A 26,683-nucleotide genomic window follows, 5' to 3' on the forward strand; every position below is an offset into this window, starting at 1 on the left:
TTTATATAAAGTATGCCAATTCTAAAAGAATGAAATAAGTATTTTACCTAATTCTTGAAATTTCTATGGTAATCAAGCCGGAAAAATATACATTTCTTCTGGTGCAAATAACGGTGTCCCCATATTCCATTTTAGAATCTGATACAAAAAAGGAACGTAAAATTGGAGGCGAGTAACATCAATGTCTAAAGAGGATAAGCCGTTTCTCTCATTCGGTGCTCCTGATATTCAGAAAGAGGAAATACAGGAAGTCATTCGGTCTCTTGAGTCCGGATGGATTGGTACTGGTGGCAAGGTCGCGACTTTTGTGGATGCTTTTAAAAAATATAAGGGTGTGGAACATGCAGCTGCTTTGAATTCCTGTACAGCCGCGCTCCACCTCTCCCTTCTTACTGCAGGGATTGGGCCAGGAGACGAAGTTATCACAACACCCATGACCTTTTGTGCTACGATCAACACGATCATTCACTGCGGTGCCACCCCTGTTTTAGCCGATATCGACCCGGTTACTATGAATATTGATCCACAGCGGATCAAAGAGAAAATAACAGAACACACCAAAGCAATCTTGCCGGTACATTTTGCGGGAAGACCTTGTGAAATGGATGAAATCATAACCATTTCTCTTAAGTACGGACTAAAGGTAATCGAGGACTGCGCACATGCGGTAGAGACCGAATACCACGGTCAGAAGGCAGGAACTATTGGCGACTTTGGTTGTTTCAGCTTTTATGTCACCAAGAATATCACCACCGGAGAAGGCGGAATGGTTCTTGCTAGAACCGAAGAAGATATTCGAAAAATTCAAGTGCTAGGGTTGCATGGTCTATCCAAGGATGCGTGGAAACGTTTCTCGGATTCAGGCTTTCAGCACTATTCCGTTCTAGCACCAGGATATAAATATAATATGATAGACCTTCAAGCGGCCTTGGGTATCCATCAACTTGCTCGGGTGGAGGAGAGTTGGCTAAAGCGCCAGCACATCTGGAACAGATATAACCAGGAATTGGGTGACCTACCGGTTATCCTCCCAGCCTCAACAACTCCTGGTACCCGTCATTCGTATCATCTGTACACCCTGCTGATCGATAAAAACCAGTGCGGTCTAGGGAGGGATGAATTTCTGGAGCAAATGAATGCTCTTGGAATCGGCACAGGAGTTCATTACCTGAGCCTGCCCGAACATCCCTTTTATCAAACTGCTTTTGGCTGGAGGCCCGAAGATTATCCACACGCACAGCGAGTCGGACAACAAACCGTCAGCCTCCCCTTGTCCTCCAAATTGACAGATAAGGATATTGATCGTGTCGTCCAATCGACACGTCAAGTCCTTCGCGCAAAACATGGATAAGAATACAGCCTTGCTCTGGTATCCATCCAGAACAAGGCTGTTTTTCGTTTGTAAGATTTACATAAAAAGTTGATTCAACAAATCGTAGAAACCTAACTGGTGCAATAGCTGCCGCCAGCGATAAACATGCTCCCATTCCGTTAATTTGGGTTCATATCCAAGCTTCAAATACATTTTAATAGCCGATATACGGTGATCATCCGTCTGCAATACCGCTCTTGTTTTGTTCTCTGCAACCATTTGCTGCATCGCAGCCAAAGTCACAGCGTAACCAAGCCCCATTCCCCTGTAATCGGGATAAGTCGCCACCATATGAAGATAACCCGTGTCAACTCCCCAATTCTCCTGCCAGAATGCAGATGAAGTCGATACTGGGACGCCTTCAGGCGAAATCACAAAGAAAATTCGATTTGGTTGAAAGGAAGGATCATTCGTCATCATAGAAAAATCAAAGAATTGTCCAAACGACTGCTGAATGATATTCTCCCAATCTTTCTCATAACCCGGTTGATAGCTTTGCAAAGTAAACCCAGTAGGAAGCTCAATATTACTTAAATTCAAGAGATGCTTTCTTTCCATCACAAGTTGTGTACTCATCCGAGGATCCCGCCTTTATTCATTTTTAGAACACAGAATACACATGATGAACTTGTCTAGTTCCGGCCAATTGACATGGTCAAACGCCAATTATACTGAGATATAGGCGTGTAACATATGCTCTTCTCTTGCTTGTGCATATGATGGCTATAAAATTGGAGGTGTAAAGTTGAACAGACAACGCCTGCGAATCCATTTATACCGTAAAGGTATTAAAAAACGTCATGCGAAAAAACGTCATAGGCGAAAGAAAGGCACCGTTCGTAAATACCAAGGTTTTACACCCAAACGAAAAAAAAAAGATTTTTGAGAAATAAAATTCCGCGACAACCAATCAAGAAAAGGAAGGTTTTGAGCCGCCTCAATCCTCATCGTACTAGCGGGAAACACCCGATGATGCAGGCCGTTGAACTGCACAGCGGTCCACCGAAAGGCCTATATAAAACGACGGCGGAATGGGTTGAACATAGCCGCCAACGTGGAGAGGATCATATCTTTTTAGAATTCCATACGAACGAGACCTTCCATTTCACAGCGTCAAAGGGTCTTGAGTCACCCTTGTTCCCGGAGCGCGTGAAACAGCTGCCGTCAGCCTTTGTTGCTGTAATCCCGGAAGGACGGGTGCTGGGAGAAGAAGGATCAGTGATTACACCTGATAATCACCTTTTATGGGACGTCTCATTGCAGCTGATGCCTGAAGACCAGCATCCCGCATTTACAACAACCTCTCCGCGATCTTTAATTGAGATTGCCGATACGGTGGCAGTCCTCAGCTTTTTCAGCAGTGAAACCTATTTCCACTGGTTATACGACGTTCTTGCACGTATCCATCTGCTGCGCTTAAGCGGAATTAAGATCGACAAATATGTCATTAATCAAAATATTCGTTCCCCATTCCAATACGAGACCCTTGCCATGCTCGGGATTTCCCGTGACCAGATTTTGTTCACCTATCCAAATATGAATCTGAAAGCCAAGCAGTTAGTTGTTCCGTCGATTTCCATGCACGCTTTTCTAGAATACGGAAGCTGGCCCTTTCAATTCATGAGACAGGAATTGTACGAGAAACATAACTTTAGGCATACAGGCGCTGACAGAATTTATATTAGCCGTTCTAAATCCAACAAGCGTAAAATTTTAAATGAGGATCAAGTCACTGGTCTGCTGGATGATTACGGATTTACCGCAGTAGTGCTTGAAGATCTGACGGTTGCACAGCAGATTGAGGCCTTTTCTTCCGCTTCTGCAATTGTTGCACCACACGGTTCAGGGTTAGCTAATCTTTCCTTCTGTCATCCGGGAACCAAAATAATAGAAATATTCGCACGTGACTATACGCCGGTATGTTACTGGGAAATGAGTAATTATCTGCAGCTAGACTACTATAGCATGGTGGAAAATGGATATCTTGATCCGCAACAACAGCATTTATTTGAACAGAACATCTATGTGCCTGTCGACGGTTTGGAACAGCTACTTAGGCTTGCAGGCATTGAATCAAATCGATCCAAGGAGGAAAAAGGATGAGCATCCGATTGAAACGGAAGAGCGCTACAATTGAAGAAAAAAAAAACCGAGCCAAAAGCGCTAAAAAGAAAAAAACGAAATCAAAAAAGAAATTGAAAAAAATAAAGAAGATTAGACTGGAACGAAAGCTCCGACTGAAGAGAAAACTCCGACTGAAGAGAAAACAGCGCCTCAGACGGAGAAAGAGATTAAGACACACAAGAGCAACGGTTAATCATCCCGTTCATTCTCTTGAGCAAGAAATGGATCATCAGCCGCCCAACGAAAATCGAAACTCACCCTTGCCTCATTGGATCGGCGAAGAAGGCGATATCACAATAGCTCCCTCCCGTTTTGATAACACCCCGGCTTGGATCAGCCAGTCCGCTGAACAGGGGAGACTGATTGCTCCAGTATACAAAGAGCTTTATCCTGGCTTTTCCGATTTTTATCTCGAAGCTCGAGATATGGATGGCAGTATCCGATTTAATGAAGCTCGAGTGTCCTCGCCTAGTAGCTTCGCTGCCGTTATTCCATCAGGGAGAATTTGGGGCATCAACGGATCTGTCATTACACCTGACAACGTCCTGCTTGAAGATGTGTCGATGGAGTTTTCCATTGGCCAAAACTTTGGGATTCACCCAGCTTTCAGCAGATGGGCTCCACATCCGTTATTATATACACCAGATACTGTTGCCTCCCTGGGGTTTTCAGACAGCCAAAATTACTTCCATTGGTTGTATGATGTTTTGGGTAGGCTGCATATACTTCAGCTTAGTGGTATTAAAGTGGATAAATACGTGATTAACCCGAGAAGCAAAATTTTTTGGGATAGTGATGCCGATGGCCCGAGACCATTTCAGGAAGAGTCTTTGCGAATGCTGGGCATTGATCCAGAACAGATTATTGAGACTCATGAAAATTTCCACTTGAAAGCTGGCAATGTAGTCGTGATGTCACATACCGAACGGCGCGGTTATCCAAAATGGTCGTCAGAGTTCTTAAGGAAGGTCTTTTTGTTTGACCGCGGTTTGGATGTCAAGGGTCAAGGAAGTGAGTATATTTATATCAGCCGTTTGAAAGCGACACGTCGCAGAACCTTAAATGAAACGGATGTTATTGATCTGTTGACATCTCACGGATTCAAAATCTATACACTGGAAAAAATGAGTATGGATGAGCAAATCCGTCTATTTAACAACGCCAAAGTCGTTGTTGCACCTCACGGCGCAGGACTGTCGAATATCACTTTCTGTAAACCAGGGACATCCATTATTGAAATCTTCACACCTAATTGGATAAAGGATTGCTATTGGAGAATCAGCAACCATTGCAATCTAGATTATCATTCATTGGTAGGTGAAGGCGTAACCTGGGATGGGATGAGATGGGATGGTGAAGAGGATCTGATTGTTGATTTGGATCAATTAAAACAAAAGCTGACCCAAATTCTAATATAAGGATCCTGGGAATAAGGAAAAGTCCCCTCTTGTTAACTACAAAGGTCCATCTAAATGGATGGGCCTACTTGTTGTCGACCAGGAGGGGACCTTAACAAAACTTATGAAGTGCCAAGTCCCTCCACTTGAAATCCCATATGGTTTAATTCAGAACGAGGGAGCACATTTCTAGTATCCAATATATATGGATTACTCATTCGGCTATACAATTCAGACCAATCCAACTGCAGATACTGGTCCCAGTGAGTCAAGAGAACAATTGCGTCGGCATATTGAGCTGTCTCCTCTGGCTTCTCGCAGTAAATAATCGGAAATTCCATGTTGAATTTCCGGAACATTTCCATCCCTTTTGGATCATGGACCTTTATATTAGCCCCTAGCTCAAGAAGCTTAGCAATAATGACTTGAGCTTGGCTTTTCCTAACATCGTCTGTGTTTGGTTTAAACGTGAGCCCCAGAATCCCTATAGTTTTACCATTTAGGGATTTGAGTCGACTTTTGATCTTATCTACGCAATATTCATGCATTGTGAGATTCGAATCGATCGCAGCTTTGACTACTGTAAGTTCTCTTCCGTATTTTTGGCTTGTTGACAGAAGTTCTATTGTATCTTTTGGAAAGCAACTCCCTCCCCAACCGCTGGAAACCTGAAGAAATTTGTTACCGATCCGATCATCAAGTCCCATGCCTTTTGCAACATGCTGTACCTGAGCTCCCAAAGCATCGCATAGACGAGCAACTTCATTGATATAACTGATTTTTACAGATAAAAAGGCGTTGGAGGCATACTTGATCATCTCAGCGCTCTTCGAGTCTGTCTCAAAGTATATAGCTGGCGGTTTATCAGGTTGGTTCAGACATGAAAAGGTCTCACTCCATTGTTCATAATCGTGACGTTTCAAAAGTCGGTCGTATAGCTCCCGCATTACAATTTTTGCTTGTTCGCTCTCCGTGCCGATGACGATACGATCTGGAAAGAATACATCTTCCAAGGCAGATCCTTCCCTCAAAAATTCGGGATTACTGACAACGGAAAAGTGTATTCCCGCCTGTAGTCCTGATATTTGCTTTACTATAGCTGTAACTCTTTCGGCCGTCCCTACAGGGACCGTCGATTTGTTAACAATCACGGTGAATGAATCCGGATTTAGGCGTGGGGCAATTTGCTCAGCAACCTGTGTCACGTAAGTCAAATCCACCGTTCCATCCGCTTTAGAAGGTGTGCCCACACAGATAAAAATGATATCTGCCTGGTTTACACTGTCATATCCGGTCTCCGCATGAAGAGTTTTTTCAATTGTCATGGAAATAAGCCGATCCAATTCCGGCTCATAAATGGGACTGTTCCCTGACTGAATCATCCTAATTTTATTCGGATCAATATCAATTACCGTCGTATCATGGCCCAAAAATGCAAAAGCAGCTGCTGTTACAGATCCCACGTACCCAGATCCCACGCAAACAACCCTCATCATAGTTCCTCCCCTCTGTTCATTGACGATATTCCCGAATCATCCGCCGCAAGCCTTCTTTCAGATCGATAACTGGCTCCCATCCGAGAAGATTATTGGCTTTCTCAATGTTTGGGCGGCGCTGCTTGGGATCATCAATCGGCAAGGGGTGGAAGGTAATCCGGCAATTTCCACCAGTAAGCTGATCAATATATTCCGCTAGTTCTAAAATAGTGTGCTCGGTAGGATTGCCAATATTAATAATCTCTCCACTAGCCGCCTCTTTCTCCATCATTAATTTCAAGCCCCGGATTGTATCGTCTGCATAACAAAAAGAACGGGTTTGCATTCCATCCCCATAAACAGTTAGATCCTTGCCCGTAAGAGCCTGATCAACAAAGTTAGAAATCACCCTGCCATCGTCGCTTCTCAGACCTGCTGAATAGGTATTGAAGATTCGGGCCACTCTTATATCCACTTGGAACTTGTGGAAATACTCGTAGCAGAACACCTCGCCGAGCCGTTTAGATTCATCATAACAGGCCCGGGGCCCCCAGGTATTAACATTCCCTCTGTAATGCTCCGGCTGCGGATGAACGTCGGGATCTCCGTATGCTTCACTTGTACTTGTATACAGCATTTTGGCTCCAGTCCGTCTTGCTAGTTCAAGCATATGCATAGTACCAACAGTGTTGATGGAAATAGTTTCGAGAGAAGCGGATTGATAATATTTAGGTGAAGCAGGCGACGCCAGGTGATAAATCTCCCTCACATCAGATAGCGAATCTAGTAGCAACCATTTTTCTGAGGAAGCATCCGCCTGGATGAAAACAAAGTTATCATTCTTCAACAGGGTATCGATGTTAGACATTTTACCTGTAGATAAATTATCTACACCAATAACCCGGTTTCCTTCCGCGACCAGATCTTTTGCTAAATGACTCCCCAGGAATCCTGCTACCCCGGTTATTAGAATGGTCTTCACGCATTTTCACCCTTTTTCTCTGAATTGAGGATACCTCGCAAGTATCCTTGCATTTCTTTTTTTAGAAGTTCATGATGCAGAGCATACTCCACATTGGCCTTTATCAGCCCCATTTGATCGCCTATGTCGTATGAGTTGCCTTCACATTCCAAAGCATAGCATGTTGTCTTCTGTGATAGGTTCCGCAAAGCGTCCGTAAGTTGTACTTCTTCTCCAAGTTTCGGAGGAGGCAGAGTCGAAAGTTCATCAAAAATTTGTGGCTCAAGGATATACCTGCCTATAATCGCCAGATTCGAGGGAGGATCGCTTTTAGGTTTTTCCACCAGTGACTTAATTCGGTAAAGCTTGTCGCTTACTTTCTCTCCATCCAGAATTCCGAACTTTTTAATATCTTGGGGAATTACGGACTGGACACCAATCACAGTCGCAGGCTGCTTATGGTAGCTCTCTAACAATTGCTGCAGACAAGGCTTCTGACTATGAAATATCATGTCTGCTAACAAAACAGCGAAAGTCTCTTGCCCCACCGCCTTGCGGGCGGTCCAAATGGCATGCCCAAGCCCAAGGGGATCGTTTTGTCTGATGTATTGAAAATTTGCCATATTCGGGATTTCGTCCATCCATTGGAGTACCCGAATATCCCCCCTTTTTTTCAACACTTGCTCGATCTGGGGATGATGGTCAAAATAGTCTTCAATAGCACGTTTATTTCGACCAGTAATAATGATGACATCTTCAATGCCGGATGCAACAGCCTCTTCGACGATGTAATGAATAGCAGGTTTATTTATAACTGGCAGTAGTTCCTTAGGAATTGCCTTTGTAATCGGCAAAAAACGTGTACCTAAGCCGGCAGCAGGGATTATGGCCTTTCGAACCATCTGCATGCGATACCTCCTTCACGATAACTCCATATCAATGTATGTCCAGTGTGATATAGTGCCTTAGTCGTATCGTCTATTTTTGGTGAAAATAGACGAGAATACAAGGCGTTGATGTTTTATTGAAAACACAAACTAATGGATAATTTTCAAAGAGGGTAAAATTGAGATATCATCAGGGAATTTTCTATCGAAACTTCAAATTCGTATCCAGTAAAGTATATTGTGGTACGAGTAGGCCCTAATGATTCAATAGAATAAACCTTCCATTTGAACAAATGCCCACAAAAAAACCAACTCCGATGAGTTGGCTATTTTTTATTCATTTTCGAATGAGTTGGCTTATGTAAGGCTAGGATATCTCGAGTATTCTGGCCCACTCACTATTTCACCATACCATCTACCTCCAATTCTTTGAGTTGTGAACTCAATGTTTTATGAGTAGTAGCTACTATCTGTCTTTTTAGCTCATTAAAGCGAACCGGTTGGTTTTCTGCTAGGAGGTAAGGAAAGAAAAAAATGACTAATGTATAGAACTACAATCACGATCTTTGGGATCACGGGATCACCAAGGTTACTCCGTAAACGGAACAAACGGACTAACTAGGCTACCGTGGTCGGCCCAGCAAGGGTGGTAGGGCTTTGGATAGGCGCGGTTCCTCGGCTTGTTATTCGATAAAAAATGGTCTTGGGCTCATACCTTGGTTCAAGGCCATCATGGAGACTCGCTCTACTATTTGGCATAAACTAAACAAAAAAACAAGGGGTGAGTCTCTTAACAATGAAATATAAAAGCACCACCATCAAGAGTAAATGGACGAAAACCCAGTGGTTACTTAAAGATCCCTATTTCCAAAAATACGTACCACGCACATTACCTTTTAACAAAAAAAATCTGTCCTCTATGCTGGACGACTATAACAATTTCTTCTTTAAGCCGACCAATGGATCAGGCGGAAAAAATATTATCCGTATTCGTAAAACAGAGAAGGGCTGCCAAAGCCAGCTGAATACTACTAAAACATCGTACTCAAGTACAACTCAATTGTATCGTGATCTGAAACGCTTTGCAGGGAGCAGATCTTATCTGCTGCAAAAAGGAATTCGCTTAGCCAAAAGCAATGGTAAGCCATTCGATATCCGGGTTATGGTCCAGAAAACCAGACTGGGGAATTGGGTCAGCACCGCCCTATTCACCAAAGTCGGCAACCCCAACAAAGTAGCCACCAATTATAATCAAGGAGGCACCATTAGAACATTCGGCAAGACGATGAATGGTGCCGATTTCAGCTCCACCTACACCCCACAGCTAGAGTTAGAACTCAAAAGACTTGGTGTTGCCGTTGGCAAAAACTTTGATCGCCATCACAAAGGATTCCAAGAACTCGGCTTGGATGTAGCTGTTGACTCAAAAAGGAAACCCTGGATTCTGGAATTGAATACTCGGCCGCAAATATATCCACTTAAAGCATTAAAAGATCAGAGCTTATATAATAAGATTCTGTCTTATGGGAAGCATTATGGACGTTTTAAATAACATAAAGTTAAACGAATCGACCTTATTAACCCTGAACGGATTTTTAATAAAAAAAGTATAACAAGTCGAATAATGATCCTTTGAATCAGCAATAAATGAGAAAAAAACCATCCCAAAGATAATTTCACTAGTGAGGAAGGTCATGAATCTAAAAATCGAAGTCTGAGGCGATTATCACTGTCAATTACACTTCATCCTCCGTATAATGCCCCAGGGAGGTGACGTGACATGGCGAAAACAGTCCAGCCGGTAACTATTGGAGCGAATAGTATTGCAAAGATCGGTAACCAATTTTTCCTAATTGTTGAAGTGGAGGCTAAAGCACCTGGGGTCGAAATTGACCCAGTATTTGCTGTCCGAACGACTGCCAAACAAGCTGCGAGCCTCATTCGTGCAGGCGTGATGCGGACTATCTTTCGAGATACGCCTCCAAAACCAAGTAATGGAAAAAAAGTTGAGTTGAAAGGCGTATTGTTTGCTAATGATCGGATTTTTTCGGTCTTTGACGTTGAAAACTCGACAGACATTTCTGTTCTAGTAAGAATAAACCGTAACGAAGCAAATAAGCTTATCCGAGGTGGTGCTCGCATCATCAAAGTAATAAGAAAGCCATTCTAAATCTCCAATGAAAAGCGATCATTTTTGATCTAATCATCCATTGTTACAAATATTTGCGAAAGCACCTCGAAATAAGAGGTGCTGTTTTTTATGGTTGATTTCGCCTTGTTTAATCACGATCCAATTCTCTATACTGATAATATTTCTGAAAAATATTCTCCGACGCACAAATATTCCCCTAACTTTGACGCGAAGAACAAGAGAGAGTCTCAGCATAAACAATAACACTGATGGCTGGACAGTTCGTCACCCTATATTCGATAGGCTCGCTCGTGGCAGCCATTCCATTCGCCATGTTTACCGGCGTCCGCTGCTGCTCTCTATTATTGCGGGTTTCCTGGATTCAACACCATTACTGCTTTGTCGGCCGGCTATGCCTTGACGCTTGTTGCTCGATTGTTCGCCGGTGTAGCCGCCGGCGCGGCTTAGGGAATGATCGCTGGTTACGCGCGCCGTATGGTGCCGGGTACCTTAAAAGGACGCTCCTTGGCGGTCGCGGTGGTAGGAGTGCCGATTGCCCTAACCTTCGGCGTGTCAATCGGTACCTTACTCGGCGACCTGATCGGCTAGCGTGCCGTATTCGGTGTCATGTCTCTTCTCGCTCTTTTTTTTATCGGTTGGGTTGTGGGAAGTGCTGGATTATCCCAGGCGACTAGCAAATAAAAGAATGACCGTAGGGCAGGTGTTTGTTATGCCCGGCTTGCGCACGATTCTCATGGTTGTGCTCACCTGGATGTTGGTACATAATATTTTATATACGTATATTGCGCCGTTTCTCGAGCCTTCCGGACTCGGAGGACGTGTTGATCTTGTCTTGCTAGTCTTTGGCTTAGCCGCCCATGTCTCCATCTGGGTCGTTGGCCTGCTCATCGACCGCATGTTGCGCCTGCTGGTATTGATCAGTCTAGTCGGTTTTGTACTTACGTCCGCTACCCTATGGGGAGGCGACACATCGCACCGGTTGTCTATTCGGCCGTGGCGTTGCGAGGACTTACCTTCGGGGGCGCCGCCACCCTGCTGCAAGCCGCGTAAGCCATTGCAAGCGGTGAAGAAGGCGTAGATATCGCAATGCCAATTAATACCACGGTATGGAATCTGGCCATCGCTGGTGGAGGAATCGTAGGCGGTACTTTGCTGGAGCTTGTGGGTGCACAGTCGTTTCCAGTAGTGCTATTGATTCTGCTGCTTGTGGCTTTGATTATTGCGTGGAGTGCGAAGAGACACGGCTTCCCCCGATAACAGGGATACCAAGCGTAACCTACGAACCAGGTTATTTAAAACACAATAAAAAGCGGCAGCCAGTCACCATGAACCGGCTGCCGCTTTCTCACTAAAGGACAGTTTACAACCAATTGTACTGATATATTGATAATGTTGTTCTCTATCGCTCTACGAATGATCGTACTCTACTAGAGATACGAGATGATTAACGTAAGGGATTGGCCAAAGAGCCATCGATTGCCCGTTCCTTCTCCCGTTTGGAACGAATTATACAAACAAATGGTAGAGCCAGAACTACAATAAGCGTTGATAAAATGTTCAAATCGTTGATGCCCATCGTTGTGGACAGGTGAGCTAAGTTCGATCCATAGCAGGTTTAACCATCCATTCACTCATATTGTTTACTAGTTAACAAAACATCCATTCGGACACATCAGCGGCAATTTCATTCCAAGCTTAGCCCGGAAGCACTGGAACGCCATGGGTGATCGGCTAGTGGTTTGTCATGGTCAACAATACCGCATAGCGCAACTTATATTTGTCTGGATCGGTAACCTGCTTGATCTTGCTCTTGTAAATACTTCTAGCTCTTCAAGGCAATAAACTCCCTATGGAATGTAATTGATCATTAAGGAAGGTAAGCTATATCCCTGGCTACCCTATACTGCCTTCCATCTCCAGCTTGATAAGCCTGTTCATTTCCACCGCATATTCCATGGGCAGCTCTTTCGTGAACGGCTCGATGAAACCCATCACGATCATCTGGGTCGCTTCTTCTTCGGACAGGCCGCGGCTCATCAAGTAGAAGAGCTGGTCCTCGGATACCTTGGAAACGGTCGCTTCGTGTTCCAGCGTGATATTGTCGTTCATGATTTCGTTATAAGGTATCGTATCTGACGTGGATTCATTATCGAGAATAAGCGTGTCGCATTTGATGTTAGACTTGGCGCCAAAAGCTTTTCGTCCAAAAGAAGCCAGACCACGATACGTAACTTTACCACCGTGTTTGCTGATCGATTTTGATATGATGGTCGATGTCGTATCCGGAGCCAGATGAATCATTTTGGCCCCAGCATCTTGATGCTGTCCTTTGCCAGCGACCGCAATCGAGAGCATGTTCCCCTTCGAACCGCGTCCTTTTAACACTACGGAAGGGTATTTCATCGTCAGCCGCGAGCCAATATTGCCATCCACCCATTCCATAGTTGCGTTTTCTTCGGCTATCGCCCGCTTTGTCACCATGTTGTAAATATTGGGCGCCCAATTTTGAATAGTTGTATATCGCGCACGGGAATTTCGCTTACAGATGATCTCTACAACGGCACTATGAAGCGAGTTCGTGCTGTAAATCGGTGCCGTGCAGCCCTCTACATAATGGACAAAGCTATCCTCTTCCATAATAATGAGCGTTCTTTCGAATTGTCCCATGTTCTCCGAATTGATGCGGAAGTAAGCTTGCAAAGGGACCTCGCATTTTACCCCTTTCGGAACATAGACAAAGCTTCCTCCGGACCATACCGCGCTGTTCAGTGCGGCAAATTTGTTATCGCTCGGCGGAATAATGGTGCCAAAATGTTGACGCAGCAGATCCGGATGCTCGCGCAGCGCTGTGTCGGTATCTGTGAATATAACCCCTTGTTCCTCCAGCTCTTTCTGGATGCTGTGATAGACGACTTCGGATTCATACTGGGCCGACACCCCGGCAAGAAACTTCTGTTCCGCTTCCGGTATACCAAGCTTGTCAAAGGTTTGCTTAATCTCGATCGGCACTTCCTCCCAAGTTTTGCCCTGCTTCTCGGAAGGCTTGACGTAATATTGGATATCATTGAAATCCAGGGCTCCCAAATCGCCACCCCATGCAGGCACCGGCATACTTTGGAACACTTCCAGCGACTTTAGCCGAAAGTCGAGCATCCAGTCGGGTTCCCCCTTCATCTCCGAGATGGTGGCAACAATCTCACGAGTCAGTCCTTTGCCAGATTGGAACACCGCTTGATGCGCATCTTTGAAGCCGTACTGATATTCCCCCAGCTCCACCATTTCCTTGGCCATATGTTGTCATCCTCCTTATTCAGATATGCTTGCTTGATCCAATTCCTTGATTTGTCCCAACTTCTGCTCCACGAGCGCTTGCAGCTGAGTGGCTACACCCTCCAGCGGTACTTCGGCCACGACGGGAGCAAGGAACCCATACACGATTAGCTGCTCGGCCTCTACTCGGCTAATTCCTCTGGACATCAAATAATACAGCTGTTCCGGATTAACTTGCCCGACGCTGGCAGCATGTCCGGCTTTCACATCGTCTTCATCAATCAACAGGATCGGATTGGCGTCGCCGCGCGCCTCGGGATGCAGCATCAATATTTTTTCTGTCTGCTGACCGTTCGCGCCTGTTGCCCCCTTCTCAATTTTGGTGATTCCATTCAATATAGCGGTTGACTGCTCTCTCATCACCGCTCTGATTACCATATCGCTTGGCGAATTCTTGCCGATATGGACCGTCCGGGCTGTGATATTCATCGTCTGACGACCGGATCCCACCAAGATTGACTTTATATCCGAACCGGCCCCTTCGCCTTTGAGGACAGATACCGTATCGCTCATCGTCTTGCCCCAATTCATTTCGCCAATCAACCAGTTGACTTGTCCGTCGTGTTCAACGATGGCGCGCCGATAAGTCAGGTCGATCAAGTCTCTTTCCAGTTGATGCAATGACACGACATTGACCTTTGCCCCTTCGCCTACGAATACTTCCATAACGGCTTGATTCACCGCCACAATCTTATTTAAGGAGGACATGGTATTCTCCACCAGTGTTACGGAGCTGCGCTTCTCGGCTACCACCAATACATGCGGCATAAAGAGCGTATCGGATTCGTCTACAAAAAATAGCGTCTGCAGCGGGGCCTCCACATGAACCCCCTCAGGGATGTAAATAAAAGCTCCGCCTCTCCAGTGCGCGGCATGCTGCGCGGTAAGCAGATTCTCTTCAGTCTCGACTGCTTGCATCAAATAGGGCTTTACAAGTTCCGGATATTGACGTGCCGCTGTTTCCAAATCGGTTAAAATAACGCCTTGCTCCCGCAGCCCTTCCGTCAGGTGCTTGATTAATGGGCCCGAATTCCGCTGTACCAGCACATTGTCAGAGTACACCCATTTCCTGATGGATTCCGGTAATTCATCGAGAGACATCACTAACTCTGGCTTACGGTAAATGCCTTGCTGAGGTATAGGCCAGCGCTGCAGATTCGTCTTTTCCAGCTTGGGCAACTGCAGGGTACTAACGGCATCCAAGCCTCTCTTCCTCAACATAGTCAGCCAATCCGGTTCCGCTTCATATTGAAGTTGCCCTGATACCCGGTTCTCTGCACTGTTCATTGTCATGTTACGACTCTCCCCTTTCAGATACGCGGTGACTTGGTTTGCATCGGAATTTGAAATGACTCTTCTTCGTCCGGAGCAACAGCTTCCTCTGTAATACCCAGCTCTTCTTTGATCCACTCATATCCGTCTGCTTCTAACCGTTCCGCTAATTCCGGCCCCCCAGACTTTACGATGGTTCCTTGCATCATCACATGTACGAAGTCCGGCTTGATATAATTAAGCAGTCGCTGATAATGGGTAATAATTAAAAATCCGCGGTCTGCACTGCGCAAAGCGTTAACCCCTTCAGCAACGATGCGCAGCGCATCAATATCCAGACCGGAGTCAATTTCATCCAATATGACCAAAGACGGCTCGAGCATCATCATTTGCAAAATTTCATTTCGCTTTTTCTCCCCTCCGGAAAAGCCCTCGTTCAAGTAACGATGCATAAATTCCGGGTTCATCTCCAACGTCTGCATGCTTGCTTCCATCATCCGCACGAATTTGATCAACGAAAGCTCTTGGCCTTCTTCACGCCTTGCATTGATCGCACTGCGCATGAAATCGGAATTCGTGACCCCGGTGATCTCACTCGGATATTGCATAGCCAGGAACAATCCTGCCCGAGCCCTTTCATCCACTTCCATCTCCAGCAAATCTTCTCCGTTCAGTGTAACAATCCCCTCTGTCACTTCGTACTTGGGGTGCCCCATCAAAGCTGAGGCCAATGTACTCTTCCCTGTTCCATTTGGTCCCATCACGACATGAATTTCTCCGCCATTTACTTCAAGGTTCAGACCTTTCAGGATCTCTTTGCCTTCTACTGCCGCCTTCAATTGTTCAATCCGCAGGCTCACTGTCATTTCATCGCCACTCCTTTTCATATGCGTAGTTCAACTCATATTCCTACAAAACTGCTGACCAGATACATATCCATTTGATCTTATGCTCATAATTTTTAGGCTTCCGTTACCATACCTCCCCAGAGCATCGGTATTTTGTTTACTAGTAAACATAATATGTGATAATGATTCTCATTGTCAATGATCATTTGAGAAAACCCTTGGTTGCGGCACTTGCTGAATCTAATAAATTATGATATTTTACTTTCCAAGTTAACAATATGGAGTGTGATTCCGGATCAATGGATTATCCTGACAGCATCAAAGCGTTAATTTATGAACAGTTGCTTCACTTCTCTCATTTGCATGAACAACGAATGGAGCTGGAACTTAAAGAGATCAAAAATATGGTGCAGCTCCGTCAATTGAAAAGCATCCCTGGTAATCTATCGACCATCCATGTGCTGGATTGCATCGGCCGTTATGAACCGATTAACCATTCCGCGATTGCAGAAAAATTAAAATTGTCCAAGGCGAGCATTACCAAGATCAGTAAGAAGCTGCTTGAGCTTGACCTCATTCGCCGGACCCAGCTGAACGACAATCGTAAAGAGGTGTATTTTCGTCTAACGCTCCATGGGAAGCAGATGTACGATTTGCATCGGGATTTGCACGAAGAGGAGGAACAGCGCTTTATGCGATTTTTGGACGATTACTCCGGAAGCGAGCTGCAGACGATTTTCAAGTTTTTCCAAGGGATGTCCCGGTATATAGACGAGAGATAAGTAGTAATTTTTTTTAAAATTTTTGTTTACTAGTAAACAAAAATAGCAAGGAGGAATCATATTGAATTTTTCCCAAACGATCAAAGAACGCAGAACCATCCGGAGATTCAGCACAACACCGGTAGCGCCAGAACTGGTCGGATCCTTGATAAATGATGCGGCCTGCCTCTACAAAGCTGAAGGTGCGCCGCGCTGGCGCTGTCTTATCGCGAACACGCCTGAGTCGCGTCATAGGTTGGTGGACAGCATGATGACCAAGATGAAGGAAAGCCGATTCGGCAAGCTCATTCCCGCTAAAATGATCGATTTCTTCGTCAAACGAATAACGGATATCCCTGCTCACCTGATCTTCATTGCGGAGTCCGCCTCCGATCAGCGGCAGAGCGACGAAAATTACGCTGCAGTCTGTAGTGTGATGCAAAATTTTCAGCTGCTTGGCTGGGATCGCGGGTTGGGCGCGCTATGGGACACGGACCCTATGTTTCATAGCGAGGCGTTTCTAACAGAAATCGGTTTGCAGGCAGGTGAAAGGTTTGCTGGAATTTTGCATGTAGGGTATTTCGATAAAGCGCCGAGAGCCCGAAGAAGAACGCCGGCGGAGCAGAAATGGACCGCAATTGGCGGAGGCGGGCAAGCGGATGGTCTTCCGTCGGATCGTGTACGGATTTCGGCGCAGAGCATTCTTGAAGTGCTGAATGACGCCGTCTGGGCACCGAACGATGGACTAAGGGAGCCATGGCGCTTTATCCATGTGACGGGCAACGAAGCAGTCGCAAAACTCTCGGATTCGTCTGGAGATGCATCGTCAGCTTTTCTCCTTATTGTGGCAAAGCAAGAAGCCGATCCCCACAAGCAGGAGGAGGATTACGCGGCGGTATGCTGTTTGATCCAGAACGTTCAACTGTTGGTTAAATCCAGATCATGGTACTCGCGCCGATCGATACCGGATTGGATTTATGACCCGGATCAGTGTGAGCCGTTTGGCATTCAGTCGGGCGAGCGGATCGTAGCACTGCTGGAATTCGGAGAAAACGATCGACCGTCGGATTCGCACTCCTCCCCTCCCCCATTCCTTAACATCACGCATCTATGAAGATATAAGAAAGAAAAAACAGTCTACCCTTGCTGAAGGGTGGACTGCTTGTCGTTATCCTACTAATCCTGCATTCTCTTTAGCTACTCTATCCCAAATTAATCTCTCGGATCTTTTCCAGCGCCACTTTCGGTTTTCGATCTTCGGTAAGCAGGCCGTTCACCTCATGCTGCACGTCTGTAATCTGCGTATAACAGTAGCCGGAAATAAACGGGATTGCTTTAATCGCTCTTGTTATGCTGCCGAATCGCTCGAGGAAAGCTTCCTCACTATCAACCTGATTGCCGTAACCCCAGCCATGCTCGCTCCTGAAAGCAATCCCTCCAAACTCGCTGATCATAATCGGTTGGCCTCTATAACTGTAGCCTTGGGCGAACGCAAATTTCCACTCGTTGTACGTACCGCTGCTGCCCGTAATCGAGTCTTTATCTTTGTAGGTTTCATACAAATCTTCGCCTCGTTCCACGTAATCATGAAGAGTCAAAATATCAGAAATAGTGTGCTCCCATCCATCATTGGTGATGACTGGACGATAAGGATCGATAGATTTGGTCAAATAATAAATGCCTTCCGTAAATTTTTGCTGCCGGTCGTCATGGATAATATTCTGAATGCCCCAGGATTCGTTAAAAGGCACCCAGGTAATAATGCAGGGATGATTGTACTGCTGCTGCACAACCTCAATCCATTCCTTGGTAAAACGCTCCACAGCCTCATCGTTATATTCAAAAGCAGCCGCCATTTCGGACCAGACCAACATGCCTTTGACATCACACCAGTACAGGAACCTAGCGTCTTCGATTTTCATGTGCTTGCGCAAACCATTGTAGCCCATCTGGGTGATCGCCTCGATATCTTCGATTAGTGCTTCTTCGGACGGAGGTGTCAGATGACTTTCGGTCCAGTAGCCCTGATCCAGAATCAATCTTTGGTAAAGGGGAATATTATTCAGCAGGATTTGGCCATCTCTGATCGAGATTTTGCGCATGCCAAAATAGGAGCCCACCCGGTCGATCTCTTGTTCTCCTTCATACAGCACAAACTCCACATCAAATAGATTTGGATGGTCCGGAGACCACAGGTTTTGCAGCCAAGGTCCGTTGATGCCGCTCATCATGCCGGTTTCCGCCATGAGCCAGGCGCTGTCCACCGAAAGGCTCAGCTTTCTTACTGTTTCCCCTTTAAATGTAATTTCGGTCTCCAGCCGCAGATCATTTTTGTTCTTCGTACCGTTAAAGCGGAAGTCAAACCGAATCTTTTGGCCGTCAATGTCCGGCGTCATTTTCACCATATCCAAGCGGGTTTCATGGACATGCTCGAGCCAGACGCTTTTCCAAATACCTGTTGTCTGCACATAAAACGAATCATGATTTCGCCCGGCCCAGCGCTGCTTGCCCCGAGGCTGCAGACAGCTATCGCTGTCTTCTACTTTTAGCACAATTTCATTTTCGGCGTCTTGACCCAGCTGGTCGGTAATATCCAAGGAAAATCGAGCATATGCCCCTTCATGCTCCCCCGTAAAACTACCGTTCACCCAACAGGTGGCTTTATAATCCACGCCTTCGAAATGCAGGATTGTCCGTTTCCCTTCTGCCGCAGGGGAAAGTGTCAGTTTTCTGCGATACCAGATCTGCGCATGGAACTTCTCCTCACCGATCCCGCTCGCCCGGGTCTCATAGGTAAATGGAACGTTTATTTTTAGTGCGGCCGGAAAATGGTCCATCCAACGTTCGGCAACACCAACTTCGTCATCATCGAAACTGAAATCCCACTCCCCGTTCAGATCCACCCACTTACTCCTTACAAATTGGGGTCTTGGATAGTTTTTTATATAAAATTTCGTAGCTGTTGTGGACATCTTAGGCACCTATCCTCTCTAATCACTGAAGTATACTCTGTATTTCTTATCACAGATTACTATCTTGTTTAGAGAAAGAAAATAACTTATCCTATCTAATAACTGATCTATTATCCTTTTGAGGAGTGAACTTCATTGATACATCTGAAGCGATGCGGTTATCATGTGATTCATCCAGAAGGCTTTACGGTCGATCGCCCGGAAGGCTCCGGGGATTACGTTTTTTTATTCTTCCGGAGCAAAATGGAGCTTAGGGTGCAATCGCAGACTGTGTTTGTTGAACCTAATACCTTTATTATTTTTAACAAAAACAGCCCGTATTTCTACCGGGATGCCGAACAGCCTCTGGTCCATGACTGGTTCCATTTTGAAATGGAGGCCGCCGATGCTTTTTTTGATCGGCTGAATCTCCCTCTAGATACCTTAATCAAAGCATACGACCCCTTCTATATTTCCAGAAAAGTGAATGAGATTCATTGGGAGAATCTGCAGAACGGAACCTTCCGAAATGAGATCATCGATTATACCATTCGTTGCCTGTTCATGAAACTTAGCGATATACGAAATCATCTGGAGCCACATCATCAGATCAGCAAATACTATGATCAGTTCCTAAACCTGAGAAATGAAGTTTTCAGTTCCCCATCTACTTGGTACACTGTCGAGTTCTTGGCGGATAAGATGAATATGAGTCGGTCTTATTTTCAGCATATGTACAAACAAATCTTTGGCATATCGGTAATTAACGATATCATCCTTAACAGACTAGGATATGCCTCCTATTTACTAAAGAACACATCGTATACGATCAGCCATATTTCTGGAATCTGCGGTTATGAGAATGATGTACATTTTATGCGGCAATTCAAAAAGTTCGTAGGACTAACTCCAAGTGAATACAGAGGAAGATCTGATGTTGCCGAGTTGCCGTAAACTGCAAAATATATTTTGGTACTGAGTTGAGTGGCTCGGTCGAAAAGGAAACCCCTCCTATTTTAAAAAGCGCTCTTCTTTCCACAGGAGGCGTATTGACTGTATTTATCGTGTTTCCGCCAACGTTTTTATTTGATTGGGATGTATTTATGGGGATCATTCCTTATGGATTAGCACTGGGCATATTCGGCGGCGTTCTTCCCCCCTCTGTACTCGATTGGAATGCCGCATGTCGGTTCCGGATTGGGAACCATTCTTACATCATCCGAATTGCCGGTAGTCATTACCATGTCCTCTTTAGTGCTGGGGGAAGCCATAAGCTGGTCTCAGTGGATTGGGGTGATCATTATTCTGGGCGGGATTATTAACAGCAACTTTCGATTTGATATTTGGAACAAAAAATCTTTAGTTAAAGCAGACAACCATTATTTAAGATAAAATCAATATCAACACTTTACGGCCAGGACGCAGATGTCGATAGTAGATATTTCATGTGATAGATAAAACCAAAAAGGTTGCCTCAAAAGTCTTAATGAATGACTTTTTGGGCAACCTCTTCCTTATTCCCTGATTGATTATTTATGGTTTTGGCGTACCGTAATCACATTGAAATTATCATCATTATGTTCTATTTATATTCCTTGTCATTCCTACGGAAAATTTCCTGAATCCAAAAGACTCATAATAGGATTCCAAGCTTTCTGTACACAAAAGTTGAGGGATTACACGATTTTCTTCGCAATGGCCAATCAATTGATTCAGCATTTCTTTGCCGATCCCTTTAGACTGATAGCTCGGCAGAACACATAGACCACATATAATTCCAGTAATTACTCCATCCGATATAATACGCCCCATTCCCACCAATTTTGAATTATCAAAAGCATAAATTGCGTACCAACTTTGATTGCACATTTGCTTCAAATCATCAACGGATAATTCAAGTGAATTCCATCCTAATGATTCATAGATGGAAAGTAATTGCGCAAAATCATTAGGTGGTTCTTTTGTAAAATTTATAGTGTCCACTCTTTTGCCTCCTAGATTAGTCATATAAATCGTCCCAATCATCCTCGAAAGGGGCTACGCTGCATCAAAATTTTGACCTCCCGAATAATCGGCCACGAAATCTTGCGAAGCCAATAGGCGATGATCGTCACTGAATTCCATGAACTGGGACTCTGCAAGTACTCCATGTATTGATCGTTGATAATATAAGTCCGAGTGGAAGTAGGGCTCTTCAAACCGAACTTTTCCCATATTGCCGGATCATTCGTACCTCCAAGCTTTACAAGCATTTTCGCTGACTCGCTAGTTATTTTTGCCGGAATTTGCTCGAATGCTTGGATGATTTGCGCATGAAATTCGTCGATCGGATTGCGGTTAACAAGACCCGTCAAATGGATGCTTTCGCGGATGTAAGAAACGTATGCTAGATGGTCAGCCCAGAACTTGTCGATATAATAAAGCCGTACCCGCTGCTCCGAAGGGCTCATCGGCGTTTCGCCTTTCAAAATTCCAAGCCGCTCCTTGTACAGAATACGCCTCTGTTCCTCCACCATATCCGAATAACAGTTCAGTTCCTGGCGGATATGGAAGTTTTGGCCCATAATAACGCGCTGAATATGCGCAATTTTGCTGTGAAGATCCGCCCCCTTGAGAGCCTCGTTCTGCCTAGGAACGCGGATCGCTTTATTGATGCCGTACCGAAGCATCACCTCGTCCTCCAAGCTTACGAAAAATACGGAAGCTCCCGGGTCGCCTTGGCGGCCAGATCGCCCGCGCAGTTGATTGTCGATCCTCACGCTTTGGTGCATATGTGTACCAATCACGTACAACCCGCCCAGCTTGGCGACAATCTCTGCTTGCGTAGGATTGTCACCACCGAGCCGAATATCGACGCCGCGCCCCGCCATATTCGTTGACACCGTCACGGCGCCGATCTCTCCTGCTTTGGCGATGATCTCTGCTTCTTTCGCGTCGTTTTTCGCATTCAGAACATGGCAAGGTACATCAGCAACCGCTAGTGCGTTCGCCAGCGTGTCAGACTCCTCGACGCTTGACGTACCAATGAGAATTGGACGCCCGGTCGCATGGATGGACGAAATTTCTTGTACTAACGCCTTATGTTTAGCTTCTTTATGGGTATAAATCCGGTGCGGATGGTCGATCCGTATGTTTGGCCGGTTCGGCGGGATTTGCATGACCTGCAGCACATAACTATGTTCGAATTCTATTGCGGAAGCGTGCGCGGTAGCCGTCATTCCGCATATCCTCGGATACAGGCTAATAAGGTGTTGATGGGTGATCGTCCCGAGAATTTTCCCGCTGGCTAAGGGCTGCAGCCCTTCTTTGGCCGCAAGCGCGGCCTGCAGCCCGTCCGGCAAATTCCTGTTCTCTGCCACGCGGCCGGTATATTCTTCGATCAGCTCGATTTTACCGTCCCGAACGATGTAATCGACGTCTTTTTTTAATAATGATTCCACATGGAGCGCGCAATTTAATGACGTTAACAAATGACTATTATGGCTATCGTACAAATTGCCGCATCTCAGCATCGATTCCGCTTTTGCGGAGCCTGCTTCATTCAAGTAAACGTTCCGCTGGAACTCATCGAAGTCGTAATGCTCTACTTGCTTGAGCTGCCGAGCCACTTCTGCGAAACGAATACCGTCGTTGCTGGAAGATTCCGACTCGCCGATGATGACTAGCGGCACTCGCGCTTCGTCGAGAAGCAGTGAATCCGCTTCGTCGACGATGACGTAGTGGAAAGGACGATGCACGGTATCTGCTTCGTCTAGAGCGATCGTGTCGCGCAGATAATCAAATCCCGCCTCTTTGGCCGTAACATAGGTGATATCCGCGGCGTACGCTTCCCGTTTCTCTAACAGGCTCATGCCCGCTTGAACCGGCTTTACCGTTAACCCGAGGAATCGATAGATCGGGCCCATCCACTCCGCATCTCGCTTTGCCAAATAATCGTTAAAAGTCAGCACATGAACGCCCTCGCCAGTCAGCGCATTTAGATAAGCAGGCATAACAGCAGAGAGTGTTTTCCCTTCGCCGGTATGCTGCTCGATCAAAAATCCCTCGTGCAGAGCGATAGCAGCCATGATCTGAACATCGTAGGGCTGTAATCCGAGCGTTCTCTTCGCTGCCTCGCAGACTAGCGCATAGGCATCGACAAGCAGCCCATCCAAAGGCGTACCCGATTTTGCTTCCTTTTTCAGCCGCAGCGATTCGGCTTGAAGCTGCCCATCGTCCCAGGCTTCCAAATTCCGATTCCTGATGAGCTCCGCTTTGTCCCGATAGCCTTTCAGCTTATGCCGGGTATCGCGATCTTTGAATTCTCGTATCAACTTGACGGCTAAATTCATCGGAATTTGATCTCCCCTCGGTAGCAATAAGCGATTCTATAGTGGCTAAAGTTTTTCCCTACTCATCTTTTAACCGTCGTTGATACAAAACAACAGATACAATCGTAAATACAATCGTCCATGCCAAAATAATGAGGAGAGGTTTTAATAAATCACCCGTCGTAAAGCCTATATTGGGTATACCTAGCAAATGTACAAGTTGACTGCTTGGCGCATACTCCAACACTTTTAAAATTGGATAATCATCCACTAGAAACGCCCCCCATGGTGCCGCAGTGAATACGAACGCCACAGGAAGTATAGATAACGATGCTTCAAGCAACGTCTTGGAGAATAAGCCGCATATCGTCCCGGCTGCTATGTATATAATAATCGAAAGAATGATTGCTGCCGCAAACACCCATATACTAGCTGGCTCATAGCCCATTATATACGTCGCAATAGCCAGAACAACAGTAGACATTACAAAGACTAAAGTACTTTTACCGATTAAAACATCCATGGTCGTGGCCGGAGTCATCATTAATGACCGTAAAGTGTTACGCTCCTTTTCTTCCGCAAACAAGCTTACTTGTACTAAACACGTTAGTAACACAAATGAAGTATTAAGAACAAGACCGAAAGCGAAAGCTCCATTCGCAGATGGGCCTATACCCAAAGACGGGCCTGCACCTCGAAAAAGAAGTGCTAACACAATTGGAAAAATCAAACTAATGGAGACCGCATAATTACGTGAAAACTCTTTGTAATCCTTCACAAATATCGCCCCGGCACGTTTTAAGGAGATACTCATAGTAACTCACTTCCTGTCATTTTAATAAAGATATCTCCTAGACTTGGTTCTTTCGTTTCCAATCGATCAATTAAGCCTCGTCTCATCCAATCGGCGATTTGATCAGCCGTTCCCTCATCTAACGGGAGCTCGTATGCCTCCCCATTTATTAAGTCAACAAAAACTACGTTTTCCCGATGCTGTTTTTTAAGTTCCTTGGGCGAGCCGAGGGCTTGGACTTGTCCTTGATACAAAATCGCTACACGGTTACACATCAATTCTGCCTCAGCCATATCATGCGTAGTTAAGAAAATCGTTGTCCCGTTCTCATTTAAGTAGTGTAAGCCTTTATAAATATGTGCTGAGTTTACCGGATCTAAAGCCGAAGTAGGCTCATCTAAAAATAATAATTCCGGCTCATGGATTACCGCGCATGCCAACATGATACGCTGACGCATCCCTTTCGATAAGCGACTGACTTTCTGTTTGCGTTCTCCGCTCAAGTTAACAAAATGCAGCACCTTATCGATCGAAGATTTAGGAAGATCATATAACTTACGATACAGCTCCAGATTTTCCTCAATTGTTAATCTCTCATATAGACCACTGTTATCCGTCAAGATGCCAAAGCGCATCTTCTGTTCAGACTGATGCATCCTCTTCGCTGACTGGCTAAATACACTTGCCTGTCCACTTGTCGGATTTAATTGCGCCGTTAAAATCTTTATTAATGTCGTTTTTCCCGAACCACTCGGACCCAGGAAACCAAAAATTTCTCCTTTTGGAACGGAGAAAGACACATCTGCTAAGGCATCCTTATTTCCAAATCTCTTTCGAATATGTTCTACTTGGATAACATTCATTGAACTCCACTTCCTTAGAGTTGATGGCTTAAGTATATAAAGATTGCATGATTCCAGCCATCAAAACCCGCCGAAATGTAGCTATTATCGCCTGAATGGTACCACCCAATGCTTGATTGGTTCGGCATTACCCTGGAAATGGCATATGCTTACGAAGTTATGTTTGCTTCGCAAACATTTTAAATGTTAAGAAGTGTTTTTAATTCATGCAATTTTGAACGAGATAACGGAACCACGGCATCTTTACTTGTATTTAATCGCAAGCTATAGCTATTCTTCGTCCATGTAATAATCTCTCTTACTTTTTGTAGATTAACGATGTAGGATCGATGACACCTAAAAAATCCGAAATTTAACAATCTCCGCTCGAGCTCGCTTAGCGTCAAAGCACAGTCATAATTTTCCCCATCTACATGAACAAGGATCGAACCATCTATACTTTCTATGTAATCAACTTCAGGCGGATTAAATAAAATCACTTTGTCATTTCTTTTTGTAGATATCTTCTGCAAGGTTATATTAGCCTCATCTTGTTTCTGCTCTTCCTGCTTATCTTCTTCTGAGTCCCGAATATCCAATGGATGAAATCCGAATTCGTTCAATCGATAAATGGCATCACAGGAAATAAGGGCATCCTCCAAATTCGACGTTAAAATTAATAATTGCTTTTCTTTCAAAAGGTCATCTAGAATCCGTTTAAATTGACGACGATCTTGCTCTTCCAAGTAAAAATAGGGTTCCTCCAGTACAAGTGTAGGCTGATGCGCAAAATAGACACGCAGCAATGTCACATACATCCTTTTTGATGAGCTTAGATTCTGGACTTTTACCTTCCGTTCTTCTTTCAAAGCAAAATAATCCATTAACAAAGCGACACGCTCATCCCTCTCCGTTACTTTGATTAGGAAAGTGATTAGCTCCTCCACCGTTAAACGCATATACTCGCTTTGCCCAGCTCGAAATAAATAATATTGGGAATGATTCACTAATTGATTCAGTAAAAGCTGCTTTCGCTTCAAGTCTGTTATAATGCCAATCGAATGGTTTGATGTCATATTTAATTCGATCTTTGGTAGATATAATTCCCCATCAAAATACATTGGTTGAAATTGCATGCCCCGTCCTCCTGCTCAGTGCCGCTATAGGATATATATAACAATTATAATGTTAGGGTACTTCTTTGTCAG

The 26,683-nt window shown here is 45.0% G+C and carries 24 protein-coding genes and 2 pseudogenes; 12 read left to right on the forward strand and 14 right to left on the reverse strand.

What is annotated here, in order from left to right:
- The first annotated feature begins 181 nt into the window (after positions 1 to 181).
- The gene (locus EI981_RS14745; protein ID WP_126999357.1) at positions 182 to 1,351 is read left to right on the forward strand and encodes a DegT/DnrJ/EryC1/StrS family aminotransferase; all 1,170 of its coding nucleotides are present in this window, start codon (positions 182 to 184) and stop codon (positions 1,349 to 1,351) included.
- Positions 1,352 to 1,408: 57 nt separating this feature from the next.
- Here the strand turns inward: EI981_RS14745 and EI981_RS14750 are convergent, their stop codons facing one another.
- Complete coding sequence (locus EI981_RS14750; protein ID WP_126999359.1) at positions 1,409 to 1,948, reverse strand: GNAT family N-acetyltransferase; 540 nt, start codon at positions 1,946 to 1,948, stop codon at positions 1,409 to 1,411.
- A gap of 169 nt (positions 1,949 to 2,117) precedes the next feature.
- Here EI981_RS14750 and EI981_RS29045 point away from each other — a divergent pair, with 169 nt between their 5' ends.
- The 3 genes from EI981_RS29045 to EI981_RS14760 all read left to right on the forward strand — a co-directional run bounded on the left by EI981_RS29045 (position 2,118) and on the right by EI981_RS14760 (position 4,914).
- Positions 2,118 to 2,258, forward strand: a complete 141-nt coding sequence (locus EI981_RS29045; RefSeq protein WP_162616185.1) for a hypothetical protein — start codon at positions 2,118 to 2,120, stop codon at positions 2,256 to 2,258.
- 83 nt (positions 2,259 to 2,341) lie between these two features.
- Positions 2,342 to 3,475 carry a glycosyltransferase family 61 protein gene (locus EI981_RS14755; RefSeq protein WP_126999361.1) on the forward strand — a complete coding sequence of 378 codons (1,134 nt, stop codon included), beginning with the start codon at positions 2,342 to 2,344 and terminating at the stop codon, positions 3,473 to 3,475.
- On the forward strand, positions 3,472 to 4,914 hold the full coding sequence (locus EI981_RS14760) for a glycosyltransferase family 61 protein (RefSeq protein ID WP_126999363.1): 1,443 nt from the start codon (positions 3,472 to 3,474) through the stop codon (positions 4,912 to 4,914). Before EI981_RS14755 ends, EI981_RS14760 begins: the two co-directional genes overlap by 4 nt.
- A gap of 101 nt (positions 4,915 to 5,015) precedes the next feature.
- Here the strand turns inward: EI981_RS14760 and EI981_RS14765 are convergent, their stop codons facing one another.
- From EI981_RS14765 to EI981_RS14780, 4 genes and pseudogenes are all read right to left on the reverse strand, one after another.
- The gene (locus tag EI981_RS14765) at positions 5,016 to 6,356 is read right to left on the reverse strand and encodes a UDP-glucose dehydrogenase family protein (protein ID WP_237172624.1); all 1,341 of its coding nucleotides are present in this window, start codon (positions 6,354 to 6,356) and stop codon (positions 5,016 to 5,018) included.
- 49 nt (positions 6,357 to 6,405) lie between these two features.
- The gene (locus EI981_RS14770) at positions 6,406 to 7,350 is read right to left on the reverse strand and encodes a GDP-mannose 4,6-dehydratase (RefSeq protein ID WP_126999365.1); all 945 of its coding nucleotides are present in this window, start codon (positions 7,348 to 7,350) and stop codon (positions 6,406 to 6,408) included.
- Positions 7,347 to 8,237: a UTP--glucose-1-phosphate uridylyltransferase GalU gene (gene galU, locus EI981_RS14775; protein WP_126999367.1), complete on the reverse strand. Its 891-nt coding sequence runs from the start codon at positions 8,235 to 8,237 to the stop codon at positions 7,347 to 7,349. Before galU ends, EI981_RS14770 begins: the two co-directional genes overlap by 4 nt.
- A 380-nt stretch (positions 8,238 to 8,617) precedes the next feature.
- Positions 8,618 to 8,737: pseudogene (locus EI981_RS14780) on the reverse strand (winged helix-turn-helix transcriptional regulator); the annotation flags it as partial.
- Between the two features lie 275 nt (positions 8,738 to 9,012).
- On the opposite strand from EI981_RS14780, the gene EI981_RS14785 reads away from it, so the two are divergent.
- From EI981_RS14785 to EI981_RS29670, 4 genes are all read left to right on the forward strand, one after another.
- Positions 9,013 to 9,768 carry a YheC/YheD family protein gene (locus EI981_RS14785; protein WP_126999369.1) on the forward strand — a complete coding sequence of 252 codons (756 nt, stop codon included), beginning with the start codon at positions 9,013 to 9,015 and terminating at the stop codon, positions 9,766 to 9,768.
- Between the two features lie 228 nt (positions 9,769 to 9,996).
- Positions 9,997 to 10,386, forward strand: coding sequence for a hypothetical protein (locus EI981_RS14790; protein WP_126999371.1), 390 nt, complete (start codon positions 9,997 to 9,999; stop codon positions 10,384 to 10,386).
- A 691-nt stretch (positions 10,387 to 11,077) separates the two neighbouring features.
- The gene (locus EI981_RS29665; protein ID WP_227011437.1) at positions 11,078 to 11,446 is read left to right on the forward strand and encodes an MFS transporter; all 369 of its coding nucleotides are present in this window, start codon (positions 11,078 to 11,080) and stop codon (positions 11,444 to 11,446) included.
- A gap of 8 nt (positions 11,447 to 11,454) precedes the next feature.
- Positions 11,455 to 11,625, forward strand: a complete 171-nt coding sequence (locus EI981_RS29670; protein ID WP_227011438.1) for a hypothetical protein — start codon at positions 11,455 to 11,457, stop codon at positions 11,623 to 11,625.
- 636 nt (positions 11,626 to 12,261) lie between these two features.
- On the opposite strand, the gene sufB is transcribed toward EI981_RS29670, so the two are convergent.
- From sufB to sufC, 3 genes are read right to left on the reverse strand one after another with little or no spacing between them, the layout of a single operon-like run.
- Positions 12,262 to 13,659, reverse strand: coding sequence for a Fe-S cluster assembly protein SufB (gene sufB / locus EI981_RS14800; RefSeq protein ID WP_126999373.1), 1,398 nt, complete (start codon positions 13,657 to 13,659; stop codon positions 12,262 to 12,264).
- Between the two features lie 15 nt (positions 13,660 to 13,674).
- Positions 13,675 to 14,991: a Fe-S cluster assembly protein SufD gene (gene sufD, locus EI981_RS14805; RefSeq protein ID WP_126999375.1), complete on the reverse strand. Its 1,317-nt coding sequence runs from the start codon at positions 14,989 to 14,991 to the stop codon at positions 13,675 to 13,677.
- Between the two features lie 17 nt (positions 14,992 to 15,008).
- The gene (sufC, locus tag EI981_RS14810) at positions 15,009 to 15,836 is read right to left on the reverse strand and encodes a Fe-S cluster assembly ATPase SufC (RefSeq protein WP_126999377.1); all 828 of its coding nucleotides are present in this window, start codon (positions 15,834 to 15,836) and stop codon (positions 15,009 to 15,011) included.
- 281 nt (positions 15,837 to 16,117) lie between these two features.
- Here sufC and EI981_RS14815 point away from each other — a divergent pair, with 281 nt between their 5' ends.
- Complete coding sequence (locus tag EI981_RS14815; protein ID WP_126999379.1) at positions 16,118 to 16,600, forward strand: MarR family transcriptional regulator; 483 nt, start codon at positions 16,118 to 16,120, stop codon at positions 16,598 to 16,600.
- Positions 16,601 to 16,661: 61 nt separating this feature from the next.
- Positions 16,662 to 17,693: a nitroreductase family protein gene (locus EI981_RS14820; RefSeq protein ID WP_126999381.1), complete on the forward strand. Its 1,032-nt coding sequence runs from the start codon at positions 16,662 to 16,664 to the stop codon at positions 17,691 to 17,693.
- Between the two features lie 88 nt (positions 17,694 to 17,781).
- Here EI981_RS14820 and EI981_RS14825 read toward each other — a convergent pair whose 3' ends face one another.
- Entirely contained in the window at positions 17,782 to 19,551 is a 1,770-nt protein-coding gene (locus EI981_RS14825) for a glycoside hydrolase family 2 protein (protein WP_126999383.1), read from the reverse strand.
- Positions 19,552 to 19,686: 135 nt separating this feature from the next.
- Here EI981_RS14825 and EI981_RS14830 point away from each other — a divergent pair, with 135 nt between their 5' ends.
- Both EI981_RS14830 and EI981_RS14835 read left to right on the forward strand, forming a co-directional pair.
- The gene (locus tag EI981_RS14830; protein ID WP_227011439.1) at positions 19,687 to 20,484 is read left to right on the forward strand and encodes a helix-turn-helix domain-containing protein; all 798 of its coding nucleotides are present in this window, start codon (positions 19,687 to 19,689) and stop codon (positions 20,482 to 20,484) included.
- Between the two features lie 26 nt (positions 20,485 to 20,510).
- Positions 20,511 to 20,922, forward strand: a pseudogene (locus tag EI981_RS14835) (EamA family transporter); the annotation flags it as partial.
- Between the two features lie 183 nt (positions 20,923 to 21,105).
- Here the strand turns inward: EI981_RS14835 and EI981_RS14840 are convergent.
- From EI981_RS14840 to EI981_RS14860, 5 genes are all read right to left on the reverse strand, one after another.
- Complete coding sequence (locus EI981_RS14840) at positions 21,106 to 21,513, reverse strand: GNAT family N-acetyltransferase (RefSeq protein ID WP_126999386.1); 408 nt, start codon at positions 21,511 to 21,513, stop codon at positions 21,106 to 21,108.
- 38 nt (positions 21,514 to 21,551) lie between these two features.
- Positions 21,552 to 23,861: an accessory Sec system translocase SecA2 gene (gene secA2 / locus EI981_RS14845; protein ID WP_126999388.1), complete on the reverse strand. Its 2,310-nt coding sequence runs from the start codon at positions 23,859 to 23,861 to the stop codon at positions 21,552 to 21,554.
- Positions 23,862 to 23,919: 58 nt separating this feature from the next.
- Complete coding sequence (locus EI981_RS14850) at positions 23,920 to 24,654, reverse strand: ABC transporter permease (RefSeq protein WP_126999390.1); 735 nt, start codon at positions 24,652 to 24,654, stop codon at positions 23,920 to 23,922.
- Positions 24,651 to 25,496, reverse strand: a complete 846-nt coding sequence (locus EI981_RS14855; protein ID WP_126999392.1) for an ABC transporter ATP-binding protein — start codon at positions 25,494 to 25,496, stop codon at positions 24,651 to 24,653. Before EI981_RS14855 ends, EI981_RS14850 begins: the two co-directional genes overlap by 4 nt.
- 179 nt (positions 25,497 to 25,675) lie before the next feature.
- Positions 25,676 to 26,611, reverse strand: coding sequence for a LytTR family transcriptional regulator DNA-binding domain-containing protein (locus EI981_RS14860; RefSeq protein WP_126999394.1), 936 nt, complete (start codon positions 26,609 to 26,611; stop codon positions 25,676 to 25,678).
- Between the last annotated feature and the right edge of the window lie 72 nt (positions 26,612 to 26,683).

Source organism: Paenibacillus lutimineralis, from assembly GCF_003991425.1.
Taxonomy (GTDB): domain Bacteria; phylum Bacillota; class Bacilli; order Paenibacillales; family Paenibacillaceae; genus Fontibacillus; species Fontibacillus lutimineralis.